Origin of the sequence: Citrobacter sp. JUb117 (genome assembly GCF_024809055.1) — a bacterium.
GTDB lineage: Bacteria > Pseudomonadota > Gammaproteobacteria > Enterobacterales > Enterobacteriaceae > Citrobacter > Citrobacter gillenii.
This window is the reverse complement of record NZ_JANUFB010000005.1, coordinates 182,127-205,426: the sequence shown is the minus strand read 5'-3', so window position 1 is coordinate 205,426 and position 23,300 is coordinate 182,127. Positions and strand designations below refer to the sequence as shown.

Sequence of the window (23,300 nt, the reverse complement as noted above, 5' to 3'; positions counted from 1 at the left end):
TTATGTTGGTGAATCTGTGTGATTACAAACAGAGCGTGACGCTCATTGCCAATAGCGGCGTACAGTTTCTGGATTTTGGCCTGACGCCGCAGGAATCCGCGCATCACGGGCGCTTTGTGCGCAAAACGGCCAACGGCCCGCTGCTGCGACTGGATTTCGACCTGACAACGGGCCGCTATACGTTACCAGGTAGCACTGGCGGGCAACCCGAAGTGGTCAAGCCAGAAAGCACCCAGACATTACATTATTCACTGGACGTGCTCGACGGCGTCTGGCTGCCGCTGCCGTTCCTGCGCTTTAACCCGCCGCGCACATTTGTCGAAGGCCCGGATAACTGGGCGCGCGTACAGGTGCGCAAGCTGGCACAACCGGACAGTGCGGGCAACACGCACCGTGTGACCGTGGCGCTGGACAGCCAGTTAACCGAGCATGCCCCCGCCGTATTGACGCCAAATGAAAACGATTTGCTCAACGGCACGCGATTTGCGCTGGCCTGGCACGATAAAGAAATCGCTGATTTTCTCGACCAGACGTGGATTGACGGCTGGCTGCGCGAGTCTTTTTTGCACTATGTGACGCAACAAGAAAACCGCGCCGAACAAGAGATCCAGCTCGCGCTGCGAAATTTCGAATATCAGGCGCACTGGCTGAATGTGTTGACCCTGTTAGGCGAGCAGCTTGCCATTCCGGAAGTAAAGCTGGTGACGCACACCCTTAGCACCCCGGCCATTCCTGTCGATCTGATCTTGGATATCGGCAATACCCATACCTGCGGCGTATTGATTGAAGATCACGGTGACGCCAATGACGGGCTACGCCAGACGGCAGAATTACAGGTCCGTTCATTAAGCGAGCCGCAATACCTCAACGATCCGCTGTTCACTAGCCGACTGGAGTTTTCCGAGGCGCGTTTTGGGAAACAGCACTTTTCCGTGGAGAGCGGTCGTGACGATGCCTTCATCTGGCCGTCGATCGTTCGTGTCGGCGATGAAGCCCGCAAGCTGGCCATGCAGCGCGTCGGCACCGAAGGCAGCAGCGGGATCTCCAGCCCGCGTCGGTATCTGTGGGATGAAACACCGGTGTTGCACGACTGGCGCTTTAGCCAGATGAATGGCAAAACTCAGCGCGAACCGCTGGCAACTGCCTTCCCGCTGATGAATCTGATGAACGATGATGGCCAACCGCTGTTTAGCCTGCCGCAGGATGACCGGCTGCCGGTATTCTCACCGCAGTACAGTCGCAGCACGCTGATGACTCATATGCTGTGCGAAGTTCTGGCGCAGGCGCTGGGGCAAATTAACAGCGTGGCGACACGTCTGCGCCTTGGTTTTCCGGCCTCGCCTCGCCAGCTGCGTACGCTGATCCTGACCCTGCCGTCGGCGATGCCAAAACAAGAGCGTGAGATCTTCCGCCTGCGCATGTTTGAGGCTATTGCATTAGTGTGGAAAGCGATGGGCTGGCATCCGCAGGATGACGATTTTACCACCCGCAAGCAGCAGGAAAAAAGCGTGGTCCCCGTCCCTGAGATCCAGATGGAATGGGATGAAGCCAGCTGTGGGCAGCTGGTTTGGCTATACAATGAAGCGATTTCACACTACGACGGGCACACCGAATCGTTCTTCAACGCCCTCGCCCGCCCGGACCGCCTGCCGGAACCGGGTGAAGTCAACGGTCGCGCCCTGCGTGTGGCATCAATCGACATTGGCGGCGGCACCACGGATATGGCCGTGGTCCATTATCAGTTAGATGATGGCGTGGGGGCGAATGTCAAAATCACGCCGCATCTGTTGTTTCGTGAAGGATTCAAGGTTGCCGGGGATGACTTGCTGCTCGATGTTATCCAACGCTGCGTGCTACCTGCCCTGCAAACCCGCTTACAACAGGCGGGGGTTACCGACGCCGCCGCCCTGCTGGCCACGCTGTTTGGCGACTCCGGGCGCATCGACACCCAAGCGATTTTACGCCAGCAAACGGCGTTACAGCTGTTTATGCCGCTCGGGCATGCGGTGCTCTCCGCGTGGGAGCAAAGCGATGTTAACGACCCGGTAGCGGGGCTACATGCCACCTTTGGTGAACTGCTGGCCCAGCCGCCAACGCGCAACGTGATGAACTATATCCAGCAGGCCATCGATCATGCGTTGCCTGCGGGCTCGCCGGTTTTTGACGTGCTGAGCGTGCCGCTGCAAGTGCAGTTCAGGCCATTACAGGAAGCCTTGCTGGCCGGGCAGTTTACCCTGACCTCTCCGCTGCACGCCGTGTGTGAAGCCATCTCGCACTATCGTTGTGACATTTTACTGGTAACCGGCAGACCCGCCTGTTTACCAGGTGTACAGGCGCTGATTCGTCATCTGCAACCTGTTCCGGTTAATCGTATGATTTGGATGGACAGCTACCGCGTGCATGAGTGGTATCCGTTTAGCCAGCAAGGGCGCATTGGCAATCCGAAGTCCACCGCCGCCGTGGGCGCCATGCTGTGCAGCCTGGCGCTGGATTTGCGTCTGCCGCGTTTTAACTTTAAAGCCGCCGATATCGGCGCGTACTCGACGGTACGCTATCTCGGCGTGTTAGATAACACGGTTAATACGCTGCGCGATGAGAATATCTGGTATCACGATATCGACCTCGACAAGCCTGGCGCAAAGCTGGACGCGCGCCTGAATTTCCCGCTGCGTGGCAATGTGACGTTAGGTTTCCGCCAACTGGAGAACAGCCGCTGGCCCGCCACCCCGCTGTATACGCTCAGTATCAACTCTGCTGAGCTGGCGAAAACCATCGCCGGTGATGGCGTATTAAATGTGCGTCTGCAATTACGTGGCGGTAGCAAAGAGGCCGGCCCGGAATACTTCGTCCTCAGCGATGCCTGGCTGCAGGATGGCACACCCGTTGCCGCTAACGCCTTAACCTTAAAACTGAATACGCTGGCAGACCGCCGCCACAGCGGCAGCCATTACTGGATTGATAGCGGGAGTGTGTACCTGAAATGAGCAAGACGTTAAACACCGCACAGGCCGCCATCGAATGGGTAACGGACGTACGTACACGCGCGGCACGCCTGGATGATGAAGCAGATTCCCTGCTGGCTCAGCTCACATTAGCCGCGGTCAATGAAACCGCGCTCAATGAGACATTCGCCGCGCCGGGTTGTGTGGGATTGTACGGCCACTCACAGGCGGCGAAAGCGCATTTGCTCTGCGCATTGTGCAGCGATTCGGGTGGCAAACTGAACATCATCACGCCGGATCGCAGCATCGATTACTTTACGCACATTAACCCCGGCCATGCGCCAACCAACATGGCTATTCGCTTCACCCGCGACGAAACCCCATTGGACAGCGCATGGCCGCTGCGCCTGCGGTTGATGAGCGAGGCGGAGCTGGTTCAGCTGTTTATCGCCCAGTTCTGTGCGTTACCTGACAACCGTCAGGTTGAAAAAGCGATCATTGAGACGCGGTTAGAAAAATGGCAGACGCTGCGCCAGCGCCATCCTGTGCCGGGGATCTGCGCACAAGACGTGGCCACCATCGCGCGTTTCTGGCGTTCTCGTGTTCCCTCAAACCAGCAGCAAATTGACGATGCGCTGTGGCACCAGTTTGCCATGCTGCTTCCGGCACTGGATCTCACCACCCGGGCACATGCCTGGGCATTACTGTGGGGAGAACAGCCAGAACTCACGCAGCAGTTTCTGGCACTGGCGCATACGCTGCAGCAAACCGGGCATGCCAAAGAATTAGCTGCGCCGTTTAGCCTGCTGGTCGACCATTTCGGCTTGCCCGCCGAAAGCTTTCTCACTCAGGCGGCACTGGCCGGGAACGACGCGCTAAGTGATGTGGTGGTGCATCCCATTGCCGACAATCAGTTGCTTAATGCGGTCAGCCTGTCACTGGAATCACTGGCGCTGTTGACCCGCGAACTGGTACTGACGGTAGAAGACGCGGTGCTGGAGAGCACGGACCTGCTGGATATCCCCCTGGCACCGGATGCGCATCCACACCCGCTATGGCAAGCAAAATTAGGCTGGATGCTGGAGCATTACCGCCAGTGTCTGCAACCCGATGTGTTAGTCATCTGCAACGCGGTATCCACCCGTTCGCAGACGCCGACCGTCACCCGCACACTACTCGGTTGGATCAACGATACCCAACCGCTGCACGATGCTGCGTTACCGGGCGTGGTGTGGGCCATTACCCCACAGGATGCACGTTTTAGCACCCAGCAGAACCTCGATGAAGCCGTTCAGCAATTACTGGGCAAACCCGGACTGCACTGGGGCACGCTACAGGCGCTGGATAAGCACAGTTTACAGCGGCTGGTTGAATGGTTGTCGCAGGCCACTTCGCCCGCTCAGCGTCAGGCTCGGTTTATCTCTCTGCACGAGCAGAACCAGCAGCGAATTCGCGCCACGTTAATGAGCTGGCTACACACGGATGACGAGACGACTGGGGCGAGTGAATCACTTATTCGCCAGTTGCAAGCTCAGGCGGCAAAACATGGCGAGCTGCTGGAGGGACTACTGCCGCCTATGCGCAGCGTGGAGTCGTTGTTACGTATTCAACAACCGCGTGAGGAGCAGGTTAGCGGCTTATTTAATGATGCGATCGACCTGTTTGCTGACGCGCGAGATACGTCTCACCCGCAAGAGAGTGAAGAGACCGGATACCTGGCGCATAAAATGTGGATCAACCATGTGCGCCAGTGGTGTCGTAATGAGAATAACGCGCGTCGCCTGCACCTGGAGCCGGAAACTTTAAGGCAGGTTGCTGACATCCTGGTGACCACCAGTTACCGGCTGGAGATGCCGCAACGCCTGCACGCTATTATGCAGCGCGAGAACGTCTGCGCAGCGCAGCTGCACGCGGATATCGGTGATTTTATTACCTGGCTTGGGTTTGCTCGCGTTGCCGAGGAACAGCGCCCTGCCAGCAGGATCCTAAAAGGTGCCGCTATCTTTAGCGCCCCGCCGCAACAACCGATGCGTCGACTGGCAAAACTGGACGAGCAACCTCGGCATGGTGCCAGCCGATACGTGTATGACTGGTTGGTTGCCCTGTACACCCGCGCCAATGAAAACGTCGGCTATCAGCATCCGCTGGACGTGACTGACGCTGACAGGTTGCGATTAATCGCGCTGCTAAAGGCCTGACGACGTCATTAGAAAAGAGAAAACAGGAGTGCGACGGGAAAGCTCATCGGCCACGTCGCCCCGACTAATACCGCGCTGAGAAAGCGAATACGCTTTTTATCGCGCGATAGAAACCAGGTGATGATAGCCGCGATGGCGGCCATTACCGCATAAAAAACCAGCATGTTTTGGTACAAAGACATTTAGGGCATCCGGGCCAGAAGGGAAAATCGCGCGCAATATGCTCTTTTTTATGACACACATCAAGTTTTATTCATTTTTTTTAAGAAAATTGGCGAGAAAACAACCGCTCTCCGTAATGTTCAGATTTCGTACTATTGCGGATAGTTTTAACCCGTACTATACCCATAAGGGTTAAATCGAAAGGTGGCAAAAATGAATGTTTCCAGTAAAACCGTAGTACTGATAAATCTCTTTGCTGCTGTAGGACTTTTCAGCCTGATATCCGCAAGGTTTGGCTGGTTTGCTTGATGTGACTCTTGTTGATTAATTGCAGCGTCTGCTGGCAGAGAGAACATTCTCTCTGCCATTGATGTGCGATCTTCCCACTGCTTCACCTGCCAGTAAATTATCCTTAGTGTGTAATAGCCCTAACCTTTCTGCGGTAATGAGATAGCGAATCCCGGCATGCATTGCCCCCTAAGCGGCCCCGTATGAAGTGGTCTACTGAATTTGGACCCCTTTCAAGAATTGTGTCACTGGGATGGTACATCACCGTCTGATTCGCCCTCACCCGCACTCTCTTTGCTTTGAATGAACCGGAGTGCCAAATAGAGGTCTGGAGCCAGAAGCATGTCATCATCATTCATTGTTGGCCGGCTTTCTTTAAACCAGCGTGTTAATTCCGTTTTCCGGCCCGCCAGGATTAACGTAATCTGTCGACTTTTCAGGTCACGCTTTAACTCATTAATGGTGGCCAGGACACTTATATCTGAATAGGTGAAGCAGGCAACGGCATCAATAACCACCCATTTAGGTTGTAATGTTGTACCATCAACTAAGTTCAATACCCGACGTTTAAAATAAGCCACATTAAAATAGGTCAACGGGGAGTTAAATCGATACATCAACACGCCCGGAACCATTTTAATATCGGTTGAATTACCTAATGAGTGAATCATTCCATTTTCGTCAGTTCCCAGTAAGTGCTCAGAAGGACGAAAGACTGTACGCAGGAACTGTAACAGACCGAGCAACACGGCAAGCCCGATTCCCTGGATTACACCGATAATTAACACACAGCCAAAGGTGAAGAAGGCCAAACGAAATGCCTGTTTATTTCTTCGCCTCAGGTTCCATAGCCCACGTAAATCAATCAATGACCACGAGGCATACATTAGAACAATACCTAATGCAGAAACCGGAATAAACTGTAATGGCTGAGTAAAAAATACGACTATGATACCGATGAGTAAGGCTGCGACCACGGAAACCAGCTGACTTTTCCCCCCAGTTGAATCATTAACAGCGGTTCGGGAATCGGCTCCACTGATAGCAAACCCCTGAGATAATCCAGACATGAGATTCGCAATACCCAGAGCTCTAAACTCAGCATCAGCATTAATGTCATAGCCATTTTTCGCGGCGAAACTACGGGCGGTCAGCATAAGACTGACAAAACTGACCAAAGCCAGGTTCAGCGCCGGGATCACTAAATCACGCATCAGACCTGGCTGGAACGCCGCCCAGTTAACGACGGGTAAACCAGGCTGAAAACCGTCCCCCCCAATAGTGGTAATCCCATGATTTTGTGCTGATGTTCCCCATACCAGCGCCGTTGTTATCACAATGGCAATCAACGGTGCTGGCCAGTGGCTGCGATACGTTTTGATAACCATTAAAATAACTAACGTTAAAAGTGATAGTCCTAAGGTTAATAAATGGCTGTCTGCGATTCGGCCTGGCAAGGCAATTATTTTTTCAATAACCTGCGCCTCATCAAGTGTGATCCCTAAAACCTTACCTAATTGCCCGACAATAATCGTCACGGCTACGCCATTAAGCAAACCAGTAAGAATGGGATGAGAAAGCAGATCGGCAAGTGCGCCCAGGCGAAATTTACTGGCAAGCAGGCACCATCCGCCCATCATCAATGTCATGATGATCGTCAGTTGCCAGTGCAGTTCGGGATTACCTGCAGAGAGGGGAAACACGACGGCCGCAATCACCGCGCAGGTTGTTGCATCAGGGCCAACAATAAGCTGACGTGAAGAACCAAACAGTGCATAAGCGATCATCGGTAAAACGCAGGAATACAGCCCCACGATTGCCCCAACACCCGCCAACTCAGCGTAAGCAATAGCAACGGGTAGTGCGACAGCCGCAACAGATAACCCGGCTTTAACATCATGTTTTAGCCAGCTTTTATCGTAGGCTAATAAATTTTGTAAACCAGGCATGTAATTTAAAAAAAATTTTCCGAACACTTTATTCTCCGGATATTGTTCTTACCCACGCAATGTTGGCACACTTCTGAGTGAGGTTCTGGTTATCTAATGCTCCCGGAATGAGGCCGCCACCGTTCAGGCCCTAATAACCTCAACCATCTTATTATTCTGACTGGTGTTAAACATAGTTCAAAACCGACCGTGCCTTCTGACCCCAAAAATTGTCCGCTGAGTGCCAGCAGCGGACATTAAGCATGGATTTATGTAGGGGAAAGTGCGATTAGTGCAGTTGTAATATTAATAAGATTTCGCTCGCTGCCGAATAATGAGCAAATCCAGTATACGATTGTTGGTACTCCGCTCAATGATACTGCTCCGGCCGATAACATCAACGTATGTATCGGGCCGGTCGTCAACAACTTGCTGTTTTACGTACTTTCGCGAGTCTGGACCCATTCTTCATGGATCTTCTGTACTTTGACCCACAGTTTTTTAAGCGATATCTCAGGAACGTTTTCGAAAGTCAGACCGAATTCTTCATCAAGCACTTCCTGCCACTCGGGTAAAGACGTTGAGATGTGAGTCGTAACGACTTCGCCATCGGTTTTTGTTAAAACGCAACCTCGCAGTATCGTTTTGCCGTGTGGCTTCCGGAGTTGTGCAGTAACAACTTTTGCATATCCGGATTCAGGGGAATGCATATTAAAGTGATGACGGTCTACGAAATCACTCATAGAAGCGGGTTGCTCTGCCATATTCACGCCTGCGATCCAGCACGATGGATCGGCAATGAGATGCCAATCGCCCACGCCGTCCTTGTCCATGGCTTCCATGCCAAACTGCATCGAGTCCTGGTTAACGGTAGTATTCATCAGAGGCATTTGCTCATGAAGCGCATCGCCAAGACCGACATCCACCCACCATCTCCCGTTGGGATTATTTTCACTCGGCAACCCCTCAGCGATGATAGCTGCATGGTTTTCCAGTTTTATATGCTCAGGGCCTTCAGCGCCGTGGACGTTTGCTGGGTGAATACTCACACGATAACCAAGGTGGGTGAGTAGCGTATGTAAGCCGCCATTGAGCTGAAAACAATAACCACCTCGTCGGGTTGTTGCCGCTCTTCTGAAACTTTCCATGGCGTCAATTCCCCAATCCTGACCAAGGTGGATCCAGAATGTTTCGTAAGGGATCCGCTCTACATGAGCTTGATGTAAACGGGTAAGTGCCTCAATGGAGGGTTTTTCTGCGTCAAGGCCAAGGCGAGCCAGATAGGCTTTTACTAAATCGTTCATGTTAATGTCATATTCCTAAGTCTGTGCATTTTCATTTTTGAGAGTTTATCAGGGGGAAGGTTTAGAGCTTTAAAAATGACTGATGGCGTCAGATAGATTCTAAATCTGCTCCAGGCAATACATTTTTTCTATAATTACGGGCATTGCTAACTGAAAGTGGCTGTATTTTAATATCCACATTCAGTACTGTGTAGCGTCTAAATTGAGAATAATGTTTTCATATTTGAGAGGAGTCGATGGACTTAAATGCCTTAAAGATGTTTGTTCTGACAGCCCGCTGCGGTAGCCTTTCTGCAGCCGCGCGGGAAAACAACATACCGCTTCCGACGCTAAGCCGTAGGATCGCTGAACTTGAGCATGAGCTGGATGTTGTTCTGCTAGAACGCACTGTGAAAGGTTGCAGAGCAACAGAGGCGGGTAAAAAATTGCTGGATCAGGCCAGTTCGGCTATTGATACGCTTAATGATGCCGAGCAGTTCCTCACCACTGCCGATTCCCGCATTACAGGCCGATTACGCCTGACAATGCCTCAATCACTTGAACCGTGGTGGGAAATCATCAGGCAGTTTCAGCGTATATATCCGGGTATTGCCATTAACGTTTATACGACTGAACGTCGAGTGGATTTAGTTTCTGAAGGTATTGATGTCGCGCTGAGAGTTGGAAGCATCTCTGATGATGATGTCGTTGCGAGCCATCTCATGGATTTCAGGCATATTCTGGTCGCCAGCCCGGCGCTTTTTCAGGGCAGTGAGCCCCCCAAAGAGCCATCAGACCTGATGAAGTATCCCTGTGCCGCCTGGGGTTCGGTGATAGGCGCGCGTCCGGTGTGGATGCTCGGTGAACATACCTACGATGTTCCAGCGACCTTCATCGTCAATGATTATCTTCATTTGCGCTCTGGAGCCCTTGCTGGCGACTACATTACTGAGTTACCTGCTTTTTTTGCTGCGGAATACATTAATAGTGGAAAACTGATTGAGGTTTTACCCCAGACACGTTTGCCCTACTCATCATTGCATCTGGTTTATAAAAAACACCGACATGTTTCCACGGCGGCCAGAGCCTACATAGAATTCTGTAAGGCTAATGTACACATACTAAAAGAAAAAAGCCGCGTACCCTCAGATGATGAAAGTATGTATCCATGAATTTGAATTATCAGTCAGATAGCGTATGTAGGTAAGGCGGTGACCGATTCACGCTGTGAGTTCAAGGGGTAGATGCAACGCTATCCTTAATCGAAGGGATGTTGCCATGAAACCCAGATACCGGGCATCAGCGAAGTGATGTTCATTAAGAGAACGGAACGCGACTCCAATGTATGTAAATTAGCCTGACCTCGTGGATATTTCCAACTTACCGCCGTCCGATGGCGACGAGGCCAGTGCCGCGCATAGTATAGACACCCTTCTACCAGTAATTAGCTATCCGTGCGTCTATGGCCATGCGCGGGTACTGATTTTACTCGTGTTTAATCATCACATGGCGGATAACAGTGTAATCCTCGAGTCCATAAACCGACATGTCCTTACCGTAACCGGAGAGTTTTTGCCCGCCGTGCGGCATTTCGCTCACCAACGTGAAGTGGGTGTTGACCCAGGTACAGCCATACTGCAAGCGGGCGCTGAGGCGATGGGCACGACCGACGTCTCGCGTCCAGACCGAAGATGCCAGCCCGTATTTTGAATCGTTAGCCCATGCCAGGACCTGAGCCTCATCATCAAACTGGGTGATGCTGACCACCGGGCCGAAGACTTCCCGCTGAACGATAGCATCGTCCTGCTTCGCGCCCGCCAGCAGCGTTGGGGCAAAATAGTAGCCTGCACCCTCTACTTTTTTACCGCCGGTGATGACTTTGATGTGCCCGAGCGCTTTGGCCTCATCCACCGCTTTGGTGATGCGATCCAAATGAGCCTGAGAGCTTACCGGCCCCAACTCTGTTGATTCATCATTCGGTGAACCGGTTTTCAGGCTGGCGACCGCCGCACCCAATTTTTCGACCAGCGCGTCGTAAATGCCTTTCTGCGCGTAGATGCGACAGGCTGCGGTGCAATCCTGCCCGGCGTTGTAATAACCGAACGTGCGTACGCCGCTCACCACCGCATCGAGATCGGCATCATCAAAAATAATAACCGGGGCTTTGCCGCCCAACTCCATATGCGTGCGCTTAATCGATGGCGCAGTATGCCCAATGATGTGTTCACCGGTAGCAATAGAGCCGGTCAGTGAAACCATGCGCACTTTTTCATGACCGGTCAGCGGATCGCCCACGGTTTTACCACGACCAAACAGCACGTTAATCACGCCTGCCGGGAAAATATCTTTCGCCAACTCCGCCAGCTTCAGTGCTGTTAATGGGGTAATTTCGGATGGTTTAATCACCACGCAGTTACCTGCAGCCAGCGCCGGGGCCAGTTTCCACGCAGCCATCATCAGCGGATAGTTCCACGGTGCGATAGACGCCACCACCCCCAGCGGATCGCGACGGATCATGGACGTATGCCCTTCCAGATACTCCCCGGCCGCCAGGCCGTTGAGCGTACGTGCCGCACCGGCAAAGAAGCGGAAAACATCCACAATCGCCGGAATTTCATCATTTAGCACGCAGTGAAAAGGCTTACCGCAATTCAAGGATTCCAGCTCAGCAAATGTCTGCGCGTTTTCGGCGATAGTGTCCGCCAGCTTCAGTAACAGCTCTGAACGCACTTTCGGCGTGGTTTGTCCCCAGCTGGCAAAAGCCTCATCGGCGGCACGGACGGCTGCATCAACCTGCACGGTTGACGCCTCGGCAATTTCCAGGATCACGTCACCGGTAGCAGGGTTATAGACCGGCTGCTTTTCACCTTCACCGTTGACCAGTTCGCCGTTAATCAGTAATTGATGTTGCATAGCAATTTCCCATATTGTCGTTTATTTACCGTTTCCGGCGAGAGTGTCGCCTTCACGCGTCAGCCACCAGGCCCCTAAAATCGGCAGTGTTGTGACCGCCATCACCAGCAATGCCACTACGTTGGTCACCGGGACATCACGCGGACGTCCCAGTTGATTGAGTAGCCACAGCGGAAGTGTTCTTTCGTGTCCGGCCGTGAACGTTGTTACGATGATTTCATCAAACGACAACGCAAACGCCAGCATGCCTCCGGCCAACAGCGCCGACGCAAGATTCGGCAGCACCACATAGCGGAAGGTTTGCCAGCCATTCGCCCCCAGGTCCATTGACGCTTCAACCAGACTCCATGATGTGCGACGAAAACGGGCCACAACGTTGTTAAATACCACTACCACACAAAACGTCGCATGCCCCACCACGATGGTCAGGAAGCCGGGTTCCAGATTGATGGTTTTAAATGCAGTCAGCAGTGCCAGACCGGTGATAATGCCCGGTAGCGCAATAGGCAAAAGCAACAACAGCGATATTGCGTTCTTGCCAAAGAAATCCCGCCGCCACAGGGCCGCCGCCGCCAGCGTTCCTAGCACCAGTGCGATGGCCGTCGACAGCGCGGCGATCTTAAGTGACAGTGTCACTGATTCCAAAATATCGCTACGCTGTGCCGCCACGCTAAACCACCGTAGCGTAAGCCCCTGCGGTGGAAAGCTAAAAGCGGCTTCCTCGGTATTAAACGCATAGGCGGCGATGATGAGGATGGGAAAGTGCAGGAAAATCACGCCACCCCATGCGGCCAGTTTGAGTAAAAACGGTGCGCGTTCAGAGTGCATCAAACGCTCCCAGACGCTTCACGAACGCCAGATACAGTGCGATTAATACAATCGGCACCAGGGTGAATGCCGCCGCCATTGGCATGTTGCCGATAGCCCCTTGTTGCGAATAGACCATGTTGCCGATGAAAAAACCCGGCGGCCCCACCAGTTGCGGCACAATAAAATCACCCAGCGTCAGCGAGAAGGTAAAGATTGAACCCGCAGCAATACCGGGGATAGCCAGCGGCAGCACTACATAGCGGAAGGTCTGACGCGGGCGGGCGCCCAAATCCGCCGAGGCCTGCAGCAATGACGGCGGTAACCGTTCCAGCGCAGCCTGTACCGGCAGGATCATAAAAGGTAGCCAGATGTAGACGAAAACCAGAAAACGCCCTAATCCTGACGTCGACAGCGTATTCCCGCCCACGGCTGGCAGCGTCAGAAACGCGGTCAGGATCGGCTCCAGCCCGAGATGGGTTAAAAACCACTGCGCCACGCCGTCTTTAGCTAACAGCAACGTCCACGCGTAGGCTTTGACGATATAGCTGGCCCACATTGGCAACATGACGGCGATGTAAAAAAAGGCTTTCATCTTGCCGCTGGTGTAACGCGCCATATACCACGCCATCGGAAACGCCAGAATGGCGCTGGCAATAGTCACCGCTATTGCCATGGTCAACGTGCGTAAAATGATGTCGTAATTCGCCGGGTTAAACAGCGCCTGCAGATTCGCCAGCGTCAGATCTGGCGTAACGGACATGGTGAAATCGTCAAAGGTATAAAACCCTTGCCACAATAGCGTCAACAATGAGCCAAAGTAGACAACACCAAACCACATCAGCGGTCCGAGCAGCAGTAAAAACAGCCCCAGCCCCGGATTACGCCAGAAATAACCTGAGATTTTGTTCAACCTGGTGGTCTGGGGAGGTGAATGTAAAACGTTCATCGCCATTCACCTCTCCTCAACCAGCGGGACCATCACGTCACGTGACCACGAGGCCATGACCTGCTGACCCGGCGACAGCGTTGACGGCAGCGTTTCTCCCGTCAGGTTCGCCTGGCTTACCAGCAACTTTTCGCCACCAGCCAGTTTTAGCTCAAACCGCGTCGCGGCCCCCTGATACTGCACCGCCTGAATAACGCCCGGCGCCTGCACTTCTGCGCCAGGATCATTCAAGCGAATGTGTTCCGGGCGCAGAGAGAACATTCCCTGCAGGCCGCAGACATTCGCCGACATGGCGGTATCAAAGACGTTGGATGTCCCGACAAAGCTCGCCACAAACGGCGTGCGTGGGCGCATATAGAGTTCACGGGGAGAGTCCACTTGCTCAATGCGGCCGTTATTAAACACCGCCACGCGATCGGACATCGACAGCGCCTCACCCTGATCGTGGGTAACAAAAATGAAGGTGATGCCCAGCGCCTGCTGTAGTTTTTTCAATTCCAACTGCATCTGTTCACGCAGTTTAAGATCCAGCGCCCCAAGCGGTTCATCCAACAGCAGCACGCGTGGTTCATTAACCAGTGCGCGGGCGATCGCCACGCGCTGGCGCTGTCCACCAGAAAGCTGCGACGGTTTACGCTCATAAACGAAGCCGAGCGCCACCTTCTCCAGCGCTTCTCGCGCTTTGGCATGGCGCTGTTTTTTATCCATCCCTTTAACCATCAACCCATAGGCCACGTTATCGAGGATCGACATATGCGGAAACAACGCGTAATCCTGAAATACCGTGTTGACGTCCCGCTCCCAGGGCGGCAACTCGCTGGCCTGCTTGCCAAAAATGCTAATTGCACCGCCTGACAGCTGTTCAAAACCAGCTATCAGGCGCAGACAGGTAGTTTTGCCAGAGCCGGATGGCCCCAGCATAGAGAAAAACTCACCATCGTTAATCGCAATACTGACCCCATCGACGGCACGAACGTCCCCGTACAATCGCGAGACATTGTTAAATTCCACTGCGTACGTCATAAAACCCCCAGCGGAATCAGCGACCGCCCATAATGGCTATGTAATCTTGCGTCCAGCGACTGTAAGGAACGAACTTGCCCCCTTCGGCGATCGGCGTTTTCCAGAAGGCGATTTTGTCGAAATAGCTATAGCCATTGGTTTCACATCCTTTTTCACCCAGCAGCGGGCTGGCTTTGCATCCCTCAGGCACGACCGGCAGCGATCCAAACCAGGCGGCAACGTCGCCCTGCACTTTCGGGGTTAATGACCAGTTCATCCATTTGTAAGCACAGACCGGATGTTTTGCTTCGCTGTGCAACATGGTGGTATCCGCCCAACCGGTAACCCCTTCTTTTGGGAAGACGGTGGCGACAGGTTGCCCTTCAGCCTTCAGGGCGTTAGCTTGATAAGGCCATGCGCTGGAAGCGACAACACCTTCGTTTTTAAAATCACTCATTTGCACGGTGGTGTCATGCCAGTAGCGATGGATCAGACTATGCTGATCTCTCAGGACCTTAATGACGGCCTGATACTGTTTCTCGGTCAGCTGATAGGGGTCGGTAATGCCCAGTTGTGGTTGGGTGGCTTTAACAAATAACGCCGCATCGGCGATATAAATCGGACCGTCGTAAGCCTGGACGCGCCCTTTATTGCTTTTGCCGTCTTCCAGCGTTTGCGCTACAAACACCACTTTCCAGCTATCCGGCGGCGTTGGGAAGGTCTTGGTGTTGTACATCAGCAGGTTTGGCCCCCACTGATACGGTGTGCCGTACACTTTTCCCCCGACATTAAACCATTCGCCGTTGACTACACGCGGATCGATGATTTTCCAGTTCGGAATAAGTGCAGTATTAATAGGTTGAACACGTTTCCCCATAATTAAACGCAGTGACGCGTCACCGGATGCCGTGACCAGGTCATATCCGCCTTTTGCCATCAGGCTAACCATTTCGTCTGAGGTGGCCGCCGTTTTCACATTCACCGCGCAGCCCGTTTCCTTCTCAAACTGTGAGACCCAGTCATATTGTTTATCCGTTTGGCCACGTTCGATATACCCCGGCCAGGCAATAATATCCAGGCGTCCTTCTGGTTTATCTAATGATGTTGGGGGTTCAGCTGCGTGGGCGGTCATCAGTGTCATACTGAGCGCACACAGGCTCGTGAGGGCAAATTGCTTGCTCATAACGTCTTACTCCTGTCGAAAAAAAATAATGAGCGGCAGCCTTGCCGTAAATATATGTCCTTTCCTAAAAGTAGTCGGGGTGTTGGCAGCGTTCCTGCTGGCGCAAGGAAATTTAATCAGGTTGTGAGCTAACGCTCATTACGCTGTCAGTTATTGCAACGTTATTTAATCTTCTGGAGTATAGACAACGAGTTAGATGCACGGAGGGGAATAATTAGAGGTATTGATATTTTGTATGGTTGCACCTGAAGAAATAACATCGTGATTTTACTGGTGCTATTTCAAAAATAAGAATGGGCTATTCTTTTATATTGAATAGCCCATTCATTATTATTTCATCATCTCGCGAATTAATTTCCCAAGTTGTTTCACGGCCTGCTCTTCGCGTTCTCCCCAGTGCCATGCGGTATTGAAGCGAAAGAAGCGTGTCCAGGTTCCTGACGTCGAGAACATTTTCCCCGGTGCAATGCTGATATGGTGCGCCAGTGCCTGCGTGCTGAGCTCGCCCGCATCAAGCGGTTCAGGCAGTTCGAGCCACAGAAAATAGCCGCTATCGCTATGATGAATTTTGACTTCCGCCGGAAGATGGCGCAGCAGCGTTTGCCAGGCTTGCTGTTTGCGTTCTGCCAGTTGACGACGTAGCCGACGCAAATGCGCGTCATAACGCCGGGTAGACAGGTAATCCACCAATGCGAGTTGCATCGGGGAACTGGTTGATAAGGTGCTCATCAACTGAAGCCGCTGAATGCGCCGCGCATGCTTCCCCGCCGCCACCCAGCCAACGCGAAATCCGGGCACCAGGCATTTTGAAAACGACGAACAGTGTAGCACTCTGTCGCCACGATCCCAGGCTTTGGCGGGCAGCGGTTTTTCACGGCCAAAATACAGCTCGCTGTAAACATCATCCTCGATCAGCATCACGTTGTATTTTTCCAGCAACGCGACCAGATGGGCCTTTTTCTCTGCGCTGAGCGTAAACCCCAACGGGTTTTGGCTGTTGGTCATCAGCCAGCAAGCCTTCACCGGGTACTCTTGTAAAGCCTGCTCCAGTGCGACGAGATCGATCCCGTCCTTGACGTCGGTGGCAACAGACAGCGCTTTTAAACGCAGCCTTTCAAGCGCCTGCAAGGCGCCGTAAAAACAGGGATTTTCGACAATCACCCAGTCGCCAGGTTCGGTCACTGCCTGCAGGCTCAGGTTGAGGGCTTCCAGCGCCCCGGCGGTAATCACAATGTCATCCGGCGAAATAGTGATCCCCTGCTGTGCATAGCGACGTGCAATGGCATTACGCAATTCGGCATTACCCGGCGGCAGGTTTTCAATCACGCTCATTGCCGTCGCCGTTTTGCTCACCTGCGCCAACGAACGGTTAAGCTGCTGCAGGGGAAATAAACGGGGGTCGGGAAATGCGGACGCAAACGGCATCACCGAAGCATCCCGGCTGGCCTGCAGCATGTCAAAAATATACGTGTTGATATCGACCGCTTCATCGCGCACAACCTGCGATTGCGGGGTTGCCGACTCACGTTCGGGCCGCGCGGCAACATAATAGCCGGATTGCGGCCGCGCAATGATCCGCCCCTGACTTTCCAGCAGCTGATAAGCATGGCCAACGGTCATAAAACTCATCCCACTGGTCGCCACCTGTTCACGTAAAGAAGGTAGACGATCGCCGGGTTGCCAGACGCCAGAGGCGATTTGATCGCGAATTTGTTCCGCCAGCCGTTGATATTTTTTCATGATGATTCTCGGGAGTCAGATGCAGGTGACGCTCGCAGTGTATATCAGTCAATAAAATTAACAACATTCTGACAACTGTTATGGGATTGTGTTTTTACTGCATTGTGAACGAAAGCGGTTAACCACATGCTCACACCGCGAGCCTGCACAGCATCAATTTTCGTCGCGTGCTTTAAATAGAATAAATGATTGATTTAATGGGTATTTAAAAAACAAAGTTTTCATATCAGTACCACTAACAAATAACAGCACTGCAACTGTTATGGTTAAAAAGAACTGTTCTGTTTCTGCCCCCCACTGTTCCTCAGGCATAGAATTGCGCTAAATCAATTTTGCCTGCGGAGTTAAGCATGTTCGGTCTTGACGCGTTTCACCTGGCGCGTATCCAGTTCGCGTTTACGGTGTCGTTTCACATCATCTTTCCGGCCATTACTATCGGTCTTGCCAGCTATCTGGCGGTGCTTGAAGGTCTGTGGCTGAAAACCAAAAATCCCACCTGGCGTTCGCTGTATCATTTCTGGTCTAAAATATTCGCCGTCAACTTTGGTATGGGCGTGGTTTCGGGCCTGGTAATGGCCTACCAGTTCGGCACCAACTGGAGCGGTTTTTCCGAGTTCGCCGGGAGTATCACCGGGCCGCTGCTGACCTATGAAGTACTGACCGCCTTCTTCCTCGAGGCAGGATTCCTTGGCGTGATGCTGTTTGGCTGGCAGCGCGTGGGTCCAGGTCTGCACTTCTTCGCCACCTGTATGGTCGCGCTGGGCACCATTATTTCAACTTTCTGGATCCTCGCCTCCAACAGCTGGATGCAAACACCGCAGGGTTACGAAATTATCAACGGACAAGTCGTGCCGGTGGACTGGTTTGCCGTCATCTTCAATCCGTCCTTCCCCTATCGTCTACTGCATATGTCCGTCGCCGCCTTCCTGAGCAGCGCCCTGTTTGTCGCGGCGTCGGCGGCCTGGCATCTATTACGTGGAAATAATACGCCGGCAATTCGTGCCATGTTTTCAATGGCCCTGTGGATGATGCTGATCGTTGCCCCATTACAGGCGTTGATTGGTGATATGCATGGACTTAACACCCTGAAGCATCAACCCGCCAAGATTGCCGCCATTGAAGGCCACTGGGAAAACGTGTCCGGTGAACCGACCCCGCTGTTGCTGTTCGGCTGGCCGGATATGGAACAGGAGCGCACCCGCTACGGGCTGGCAATACCCGCGCTGGGCAGCCTGATTTTGACCCACAGTCTGGATAAACAAGTTCCGGCTCTGAAAGAATTTCCGAAAGAAGATCGTCCTAACTCCACCATGGTGTTCTGGTCGTTTCGCATTATGGCGGGGCTGGGGATGTTGATGATCTTGCTCGGCACATTTGCCCTGTGGCTGCGCTACAAACAACGCCTGTATACCTCGCGTCCTTTCCTGCGCTTCGCACTATGGATGGGACCCTCCGGTCTGATTGCCATTCTGGCCGGATGGGTGACCACCGAAGTTGGTCGTCAGCCGTGGGTTGTTTACGGCCTGCAACGGACGGCGGATGCGGTTTCCGCACATGGCGATTTGCACATGAGCATCAGCCTGATGGCCTTCTTTGTGGTTTACAGTTCGGTCTTCGGTGTGGGCTACAGCTACATGATCCGCCTGATCCGTAAAGGACCGCAGGAAGATGACCCGACGAGTCCGCCAACGGGTACTCCTGCACGACCGCTTTCCGCTGCGGTCCTCGATTCTCAACCGGAGGCACATCGCTAATGGGTATTGATTTATCAGTTATCTGGTTCGTTATCATCGTGTTCGCCACGCTGATGTATATCGTGATGGATGGTTTCGACCTTGGGATTGGCATTTTATTTCCGGCCATTCAGGACCCCGACGATCGCGATGTGATGGTCAACAGCGTCGCGCCGGTCTGGGACGGCAATGAAACCTGGCTGGTGCTGGGGGGCGCAGGCTTGTTTGGTGCCTTTCCGCTGGCCTACGCGGTGATCGTCGATGCGCTGACCATCCCCTTAACCCTGATGCTAATCGGCCTGATTTTTCGCGGTGTGGCCTTTGAGTTTCGTTTCAAAGCAACGCCCGCACACCGGCCATTCTGGGATAAAGCGTTTATATGCGGTTCAATCCTCGCCACCTTTACCCAGGGCGTTGTCGTCGGTGCGGTGCTTAATGGATTTTCAGTCAGCGGACGCAGCTACAGCGGCGGACCTTTCGACTGGCTCACCCCTTTCACGCTGTTTTGCGGCGTGGGCCTGGTGGTGGCCTATGCGCTGTTGGGTGCGACATGGCTGGTGATGAAAAGCGAAAATCCACTACAGGATAAAATGCGCAACGCCGCCAAAAAACTGCTGCTGGCGTTGCTGGTCGTCATTGCCATTATCAGCCTGTGGACACCGCTGGCGCACAGCGCCATTGCCGATCGCTGGTTTAGCCTGCCAAACCTGTGGTTCCTGATGCCGGTTCCACTCCTGGTCGCGCTGATCAGCCTGTGGTTGTGGCGTTCGCTGGGCCAGCAGCACAGCCATGCACTGGCGTTTATCCTGACGCTGGGGCTAATTTTCCTCGGTTTCAGCGGACTGGGGATCAGCATCTGGCCGCATATCATTCCACCGTCCATCACCCTCTGGCAGGCGGCAGCCCCGCCACAAAGTCAGGGCTTTATGCTGGTAGGTGCCTTGTTGATTATCCCAATAATCCTCGTCTACACCTTCTGGAGCTATTACGTTTTTCGCGGCAAAGTTCAACCTGGTGAGGGGTATCATTGATGCAACAATCAATCTGGAAACGCCTGATGTGGCTGGCGATCCTGTGGGGCGGCAGCGTGCTGGCCCTGGCCGCTGTTGGCATGGCCTTCCGTGTGCTGATGACGGCTGCAGGTTTTAAGTCCTGAGTCTGCATTCATATTGGTCGGGTAGCGTAGCGTTACCCGACAGCTAAAATCCCAACGTTATATAAACAAAAATGCAATAACCGGCGAATTGATGAAACACCGATTGCCTTTAACCCGATTAAATAATGAAATAGTCACCCGACGAAATTACAGCAATTTTTGTTAAAACGTACCAGAGGGTGAATGATGTTTAAGAAAGGGTTAACGGTGTTATTGCTGACCAGTGCGCTTTTTTCTGGCCAGCTTTTCGCTACTAATCAGGGACATGAATATCTTCAGGTGCAGGATGCCGATCACTTATTACGTCATACGGCTGACAGCGATGAACTGCGTATGACGGCGGAAGAATCCGCCGCCGATCTCCGCGAACACCATCACTGGCAAAAATCACGCAAACCCGATACCCATCAAAGTTAACGCTTAGCCTTTACGCTTCGGCAGCGTTTTCATCAGTTCATCCGGACTGACGGAAGCCACGATGCTGCCCGGCAACGGCATTTTCAGAATGTGATGTTTCATCTTGCCGATGACGTGCATTTCGCACGGTCGGCAATCAAATTTCAGCGTCAGCACATCGTCACCGTTGACCAACTGCATTGGCGTCGCTTTCCAGCTTTTGATGTTACCTTTAGCCTGTTTTGGGCATAGATTAAAGGCAAAACGCAGGCAGTGCTTGGTGATCATCACCGGCACCTCGCCTTTTTCCTCATGCGCTTCATAAGCAGCATCAATCAGCTGAACACCATAACGGTGATAAAACGCGCGCGCTTTATGGTTATAGACGTTTGCCAGAAAACTCAGATGGGTTTGCGGGTAAACCGGGGCCGGGTCGGCTACCGGTTTGCGGCGGCCACGCTGGTAACTGGCCAGTCGCGCTGCGTCCAGCATTTCAACGGCGTCACGACGCAGCTGATTAAGCTGACCGTTCGGCACAAACAGTGCGCCCGGCAGATTCACCTGAATATCACGGGCGTAATACAGCGTCTGCCCAAGCTTTGCCAGCCCCTCCTGCAAATTGCTCAGCGCTTTTTCCGCGTTGTTCGCTTCCTCAAACTGGCCGTCCAGCGTGTGGGTGATGCTCACGCCCTCTTCGCTGGTGAGCGTCAGGATCAGCTGTTCCTGCCAGCCGCCCAGTTCAATATCGACCGCCACGCGACGTTCGCTGGACGTTTTGGTCAACGCCTGCTGCCAGTTATGATCGAGGTTACGATTCAACGGATGATGCGGACGCACTTTATGCAGATCGGCCGGCATTTCATTCGGCCAGACCCGATAGCGGTTGTTCCCCGTTTTCTCGACGGTATTGGCGCGAAATCCAACCACATCGCGTTTGATCAACACGTTCAGGCCATCGCCGTTAGCCAGCGGCTCCGTCACTTCAACATCAAGGTGATCTTTTGCTACTTTCAGCACTTCGCCTACCGGCAAGCCGATAAACTTCGGCGAGTCAAATGCACCGATATCCCCTTTGCGGGCGGTGACAAAGTAATCTGTGCTGCCACGGTGGAACGTTTTGTCCGTTGAGGGGGTAAAGAAATGTTCTGTACGACCGGCTGAGGCACGGGCCAAATCACCGCGCTGTTCGATAATCGCATCCAACATCTGGCGATAATGGGCGGTGATATTTTTCACGTAGCTCATGTCTTTGTAGCGGCCTTCAATTTTGAAGGACCGCACGCCTGCGTCGATCAACGCGCCCAGATTAGCGGTCTGATCGTTATCTTTCATCGACAGCAGGTGTTTTTCGTATGACACCACCCGCCCCTGATCGTCTTTCAGGGTATACGGCAGGCGACAAGCCTGAGAGCAGTCACCACGGTTAGCGCTGCGCCCGGTCTGGGCATGGGAAATATAGCATTGGCCGGAATACGCCACACACAACGCACCGTGAATAAAAAACTCAAGGGTCGCGTCGGTAGCCTGATGGATGGCACTAATCTGTTCCAGACTCAGCTCGCGCGCCAGTACAATCTGGGTAAACCCCACATCGCCGAGAAACTTAGCCTTCTCGACGCTGCGAATATCACACTGGGTGCTGGCATGCAGCTCAATGGGCGGAATATCCAGCTCCAGAATCCCCATATCCTGTACAATCAGGGCATCAACGCCGGTCTGATACAGGTCGGTAATCAACCGCTGAGCGGGTTCCAGCTCATCATCGTGTAAAATCGTGTTCAACGTCACAAAGATTTTTGCCCCATAGCGATGGGCGAAAGGCACCAGTTCAGCAATATCCTTCAGGCTGTTACTGGCATTATGACGTGCACCAAACCCCGGTCCACCAATGTAAACGGCATCTGCGCCGTGCAAAATGGCTTCGCGCGCAATCGCGGTGTCACGGGCCGGGCTTAACAATTCAAGACGATGAGGTTGCTGAGGCATACGGTTGTTACCATCCAAAAGCGGTAAAATGGCGGCTATTGTAGTCAGAAGCGCGACGTTGCGAAATAGTTTTCCCTATTAACTCCGTGGGTAATGGATGAGCGAATGAAAGTGAACCGGCAGTTCACTGCTGTTCCGATAACTGTGTGCGGTATCCCCGGCAAAACGCACTCCCTCACCGGTTTTTAACGTTCGCCATCTGCCGTCAATGTCCATATCCAGCAGGCCATTAATCACCACCACATGTTCAATAACGCCGGTCTCATGCGGGGTAGATTCGCTAAGCGCTCCCGGTGCCAGCAGTATCGAAAAATGGTCAAAGCAGAGCTGTGGATCCCACGGGAACAACGGCGTGACGATCATCGCCTGCTGCTGCGGGTCGAATGCGGGCGTGCTCTCCGCTTCCGGCGGCGTGATAAAGGTCGAAAAGGGAACGTTCAGTCCGGTGGCGATTTTCCATAATGTCGCCACCGTTGGGCTGGATTCGTTGCGTTCAATCTGCCCCAGCATGGCTTTTGACACGCCGGTCTCCTGCGCCAGACGTGCAAGGCTCCATTCCCGCTGCTGACGTAACGCCCTGAGCGTGGTCGCCAGATAGTGGGTAACATTGTCCATTCGTTATCTCCCTCGATCT

General features: G+C 53.2%; 19 protein-coding genes. 8 read left to right on the top strand and 11 right to left on the bottom strand.

The window, feature by feature from the left end; genetic code table 11:
- Positions 1-2: 2 nt before the first annotated feature.
- Both M2374_RS13355 and M2374_RS13350 read left to right on the top strand, forming a co-directional pair.
- Complete coding sequence (locus M2374_RS13355) at positions 3-2,984, top strand: virulence factor SrfB (protein ID WP_181689083.1); 2,982 nt, start codon at positions 3-5, stop codon at positions 2,982-2,984.
- Positions 2,981-5,140: a virulence factor SrfC family protein gene (locus M2374_RS13350; protein ID WP_181689082.1), complete on the top strand. Its 2,160-nt coding sequence runs from the start codon at positions 2,981-2,983 to the stop codon at positions 5,138-5,140. Before M2374_RS13355 ends, M2374_RS13350 begins: the two co-directional genes overlap by 4 nt.
- Before the next feature lie 8 nt (positions 5,141-5,148).
- On the opposite strand, the gene M2374_RS13345 is transcribed toward M2374_RS13350, so the two are convergent.
- Entirely contained in the window at positions 5,149-5,322 is a 174-nt protein-coding gene (locus M2374_RS13345) for a GhoT/OrtT family toxin (protein WP_096756988.1), read from the bottom strand.
- 193 nt (positions 5,323-5,515) lie between these two features.
- On the opposite strand from M2374_RS13345, the gene yncL reads away from it, so the two are divergent.
- Positions 5,516-5,611: a stress response membrane protein YncL gene (yncL, locus tag M2374_RS13340; protein WP_115258458.1), complete on the top strand. Its 96-nt coding sequence runs from the start codon at positions 5,516-5,518 to the stop codon at positions 5,609-5,611.
- 224 nt (positions 5,612-5,835) lie between these two features.
- Here the strand turns inward: yncL and M2374_RS13335 are convergent, their stop codons facing one another.
- Entirely contained in the window at positions 5,836-7,566 is a 1,731-nt protein-coding gene (locus M2374_RS13335) for a SulP family inorganic anion transporter (RefSeq protein WP_117342821.1), read from the bottom strand.
- 389 nt (positions 7,567-7,955) lie between these two features.
- Positions 7,956-8,822: an arylamine N-acetyltransferase gene (locus tag M2374_RS13330; protein WP_115258457.1), complete on the bottom strand. Its 867-nt coding sequence runs from the start codon at positions 8,820-8,822 to the stop codon at positions 7,956-7,958.
- Between the two features lie 236 nt (positions 8,823-9,058).
- Between M2374_RS13330 and M2374_RS13325 the strand changes: the two genes are divergently transcribed.
- Positions 9,059-9,973: a LysR family transcriptional regulator gene (locus tag M2374_RS13325; protein WP_115258456.1), complete on the top strand. Its 915-nt coding sequence runs from the start codon at positions 9,059-9,061 to the stop codon at positions 9,971-9,973.
- Between the two features lie 313 nt (positions 9,974-10,286).
- On the opposite strand, the gene patD is transcribed toward M2374_RS13325, so the two are convergent.
- The 6 genes from patD to M2374_RS13295 all read right to left on the bottom strand — a co-directional run bounded on the left by patD (position 10,287) and on the right by M2374_RS13295 (position 17,395).
- Entirely contained in the window at positions 10,287-11,714 is a 1,428-nt protein-coding gene (gene patD / locus M2374_RS13320) for an aminobutyraldehyde dehydrogenase (RefSeq protein WP_117342824.1), read from the bottom strand.
- A 21-nt stretch (positions 11,715-11,735) separates the two neighbouring features.
- Complete coding sequence (locus M2374_RS13315; RefSeq protein WP_096756981.1) at positions 11,736-12,542, bottom strand: ABC transporter permease; 807 nt, start codon at positions 12,540-12,542, stop codon at positions 11,736-11,738.
- Positions 12,532-13,476, bottom strand: coding sequence for an ABC transporter permease (locus tag M2374_RS13310; RefSeq protein ID WP_096756980.1), 945 nt, complete (start codon positions 13,474-13,476; stop codon positions 12,532-12,534). The genes M2374_RS13315 and M2374_RS13310 overlap by 11 nt, the downstream gene beginning before the upstream one ends.
- A complete protein-coding gene (locus M2374_RS13305; RefSeq protein WP_096756979.1) occupies positions 13,477-14,493 on the bottom strand; it encodes an ABC transporter ATP-binding protein in 1,017 nt (338 codons plus the stop codon). It lies immediately after the preceding gene.
- Positions 14,494-14,509: 16 nt separating this feature from the next.
- Positions 14,510-15,655: a putative ABC transporter substrate-binding protein YdcS gene (gene ydcS, locus M2374_RS13300; protein ID WP_117342825.1), complete on the bottom strand. Its 1,146-nt coding sequence runs from the start codon at positions 15,653-15,655 to the stop codon at positions 14,510-14,512.
- A gap of 330 nt (positions 15,656-15,985) precedes the next feature.
- A complete protein-coding gene (locus tag M2374_RS13295; protein WP_096756977.1) occupies positions 15,986-17,395 on the bottom strand; it encodes a PLP-dependent aminotransferase family protein in 1,410 nt (469 codons plus the stop codon).
- Positions 17,396-17,745: 350 nt separating this feature from the next.
- Here M2374_RS13295 and M2374_RS13290 point away from each other — a divergent pair, with 350 nt between their 5' ends.
- The 4 genes from M2374_RS13290 (at position 17,746) to M2374_RS13275 (ending at position 20,701) form a co-directional block, all read left to right on the top strand.
- Positions 17,746-19,149, top strand: coding sequence for a cytochrome ubiquinol oxidase subunit I (locus M2374_RS13290; protein ID WP_117342827.1), 1,404 nt, complete (start codon positions 17,746-17,748; stop codon positions 19,147-19,149).
- A complete protein-coding gene (cydB, locus tag M2374_RS13285) occupies positions 19,149-20,159 on the top strand; it encodes a cytochrome d ubiquinol oxidase subunit II (protein WP_115258450.1) in 1,011 nt (336 codons plus the stop codon). The genes M2374_RS13290 and cydB overlap by 1 nt, the downstream gene beginning before the upstream one ends.
- A complete protein-coding gene (locus M2374_RS13280) occupies positions 20,159-20,284 on the top strand; it encodes a DUF2474 domain-containing protein (RefSeq protein ID WP_137362262.1) in 126 nt (41 codons plus the stop codon). Before cydB ends, M2374_RS13280 begins: the two co-directional genes overlap by 1 nt.
- Before the next feature lie 186 nt (positions 20,285-20,470).
- On the top strand, positions 20,471-20,701 hold the full coding sequence (locus M2374_RS13275) for a DUF2554 family protein (protein ID WP_096756971.1): 231 nt from the start codon (positions 20,471-20,473) through the stop codon (positions 20,699-20,701).
- 3 nt (positions 20,702-20,704) lie between these two features.
- Here the strand turns inward: M2374_RS13275 and M2374_RS13270 are convergent, their stop codons facing one another.
- Together M2374_RS13270 and M2374_RS13265 are read right to left on the bottom strand one after the other, a co-directional pair.
- Complete coding sequence (locus tag M2374_RS13270) at positions 20,705-22,666, bottom strand: U32 family peptidase (protein ID WP_135912009.1); 1,962 nt, start codon at positions 22,664-22,666, stop codon at positions 20,705-20,707.
- Positions 22,667-22,744: 78 nt separating this feature from the next.
- A complete protein-coding gene (locus M2374_RS13265; protein ID WP_153879599.1) occupies positions 22,745-23,281 on the bottom strand; it encodes a helix-turn-helix domain-containing protein in 537 nt (178 codons plus the stop codon).
- Positions 23,282-23,300: the final 19 nt, after the last annotated feature.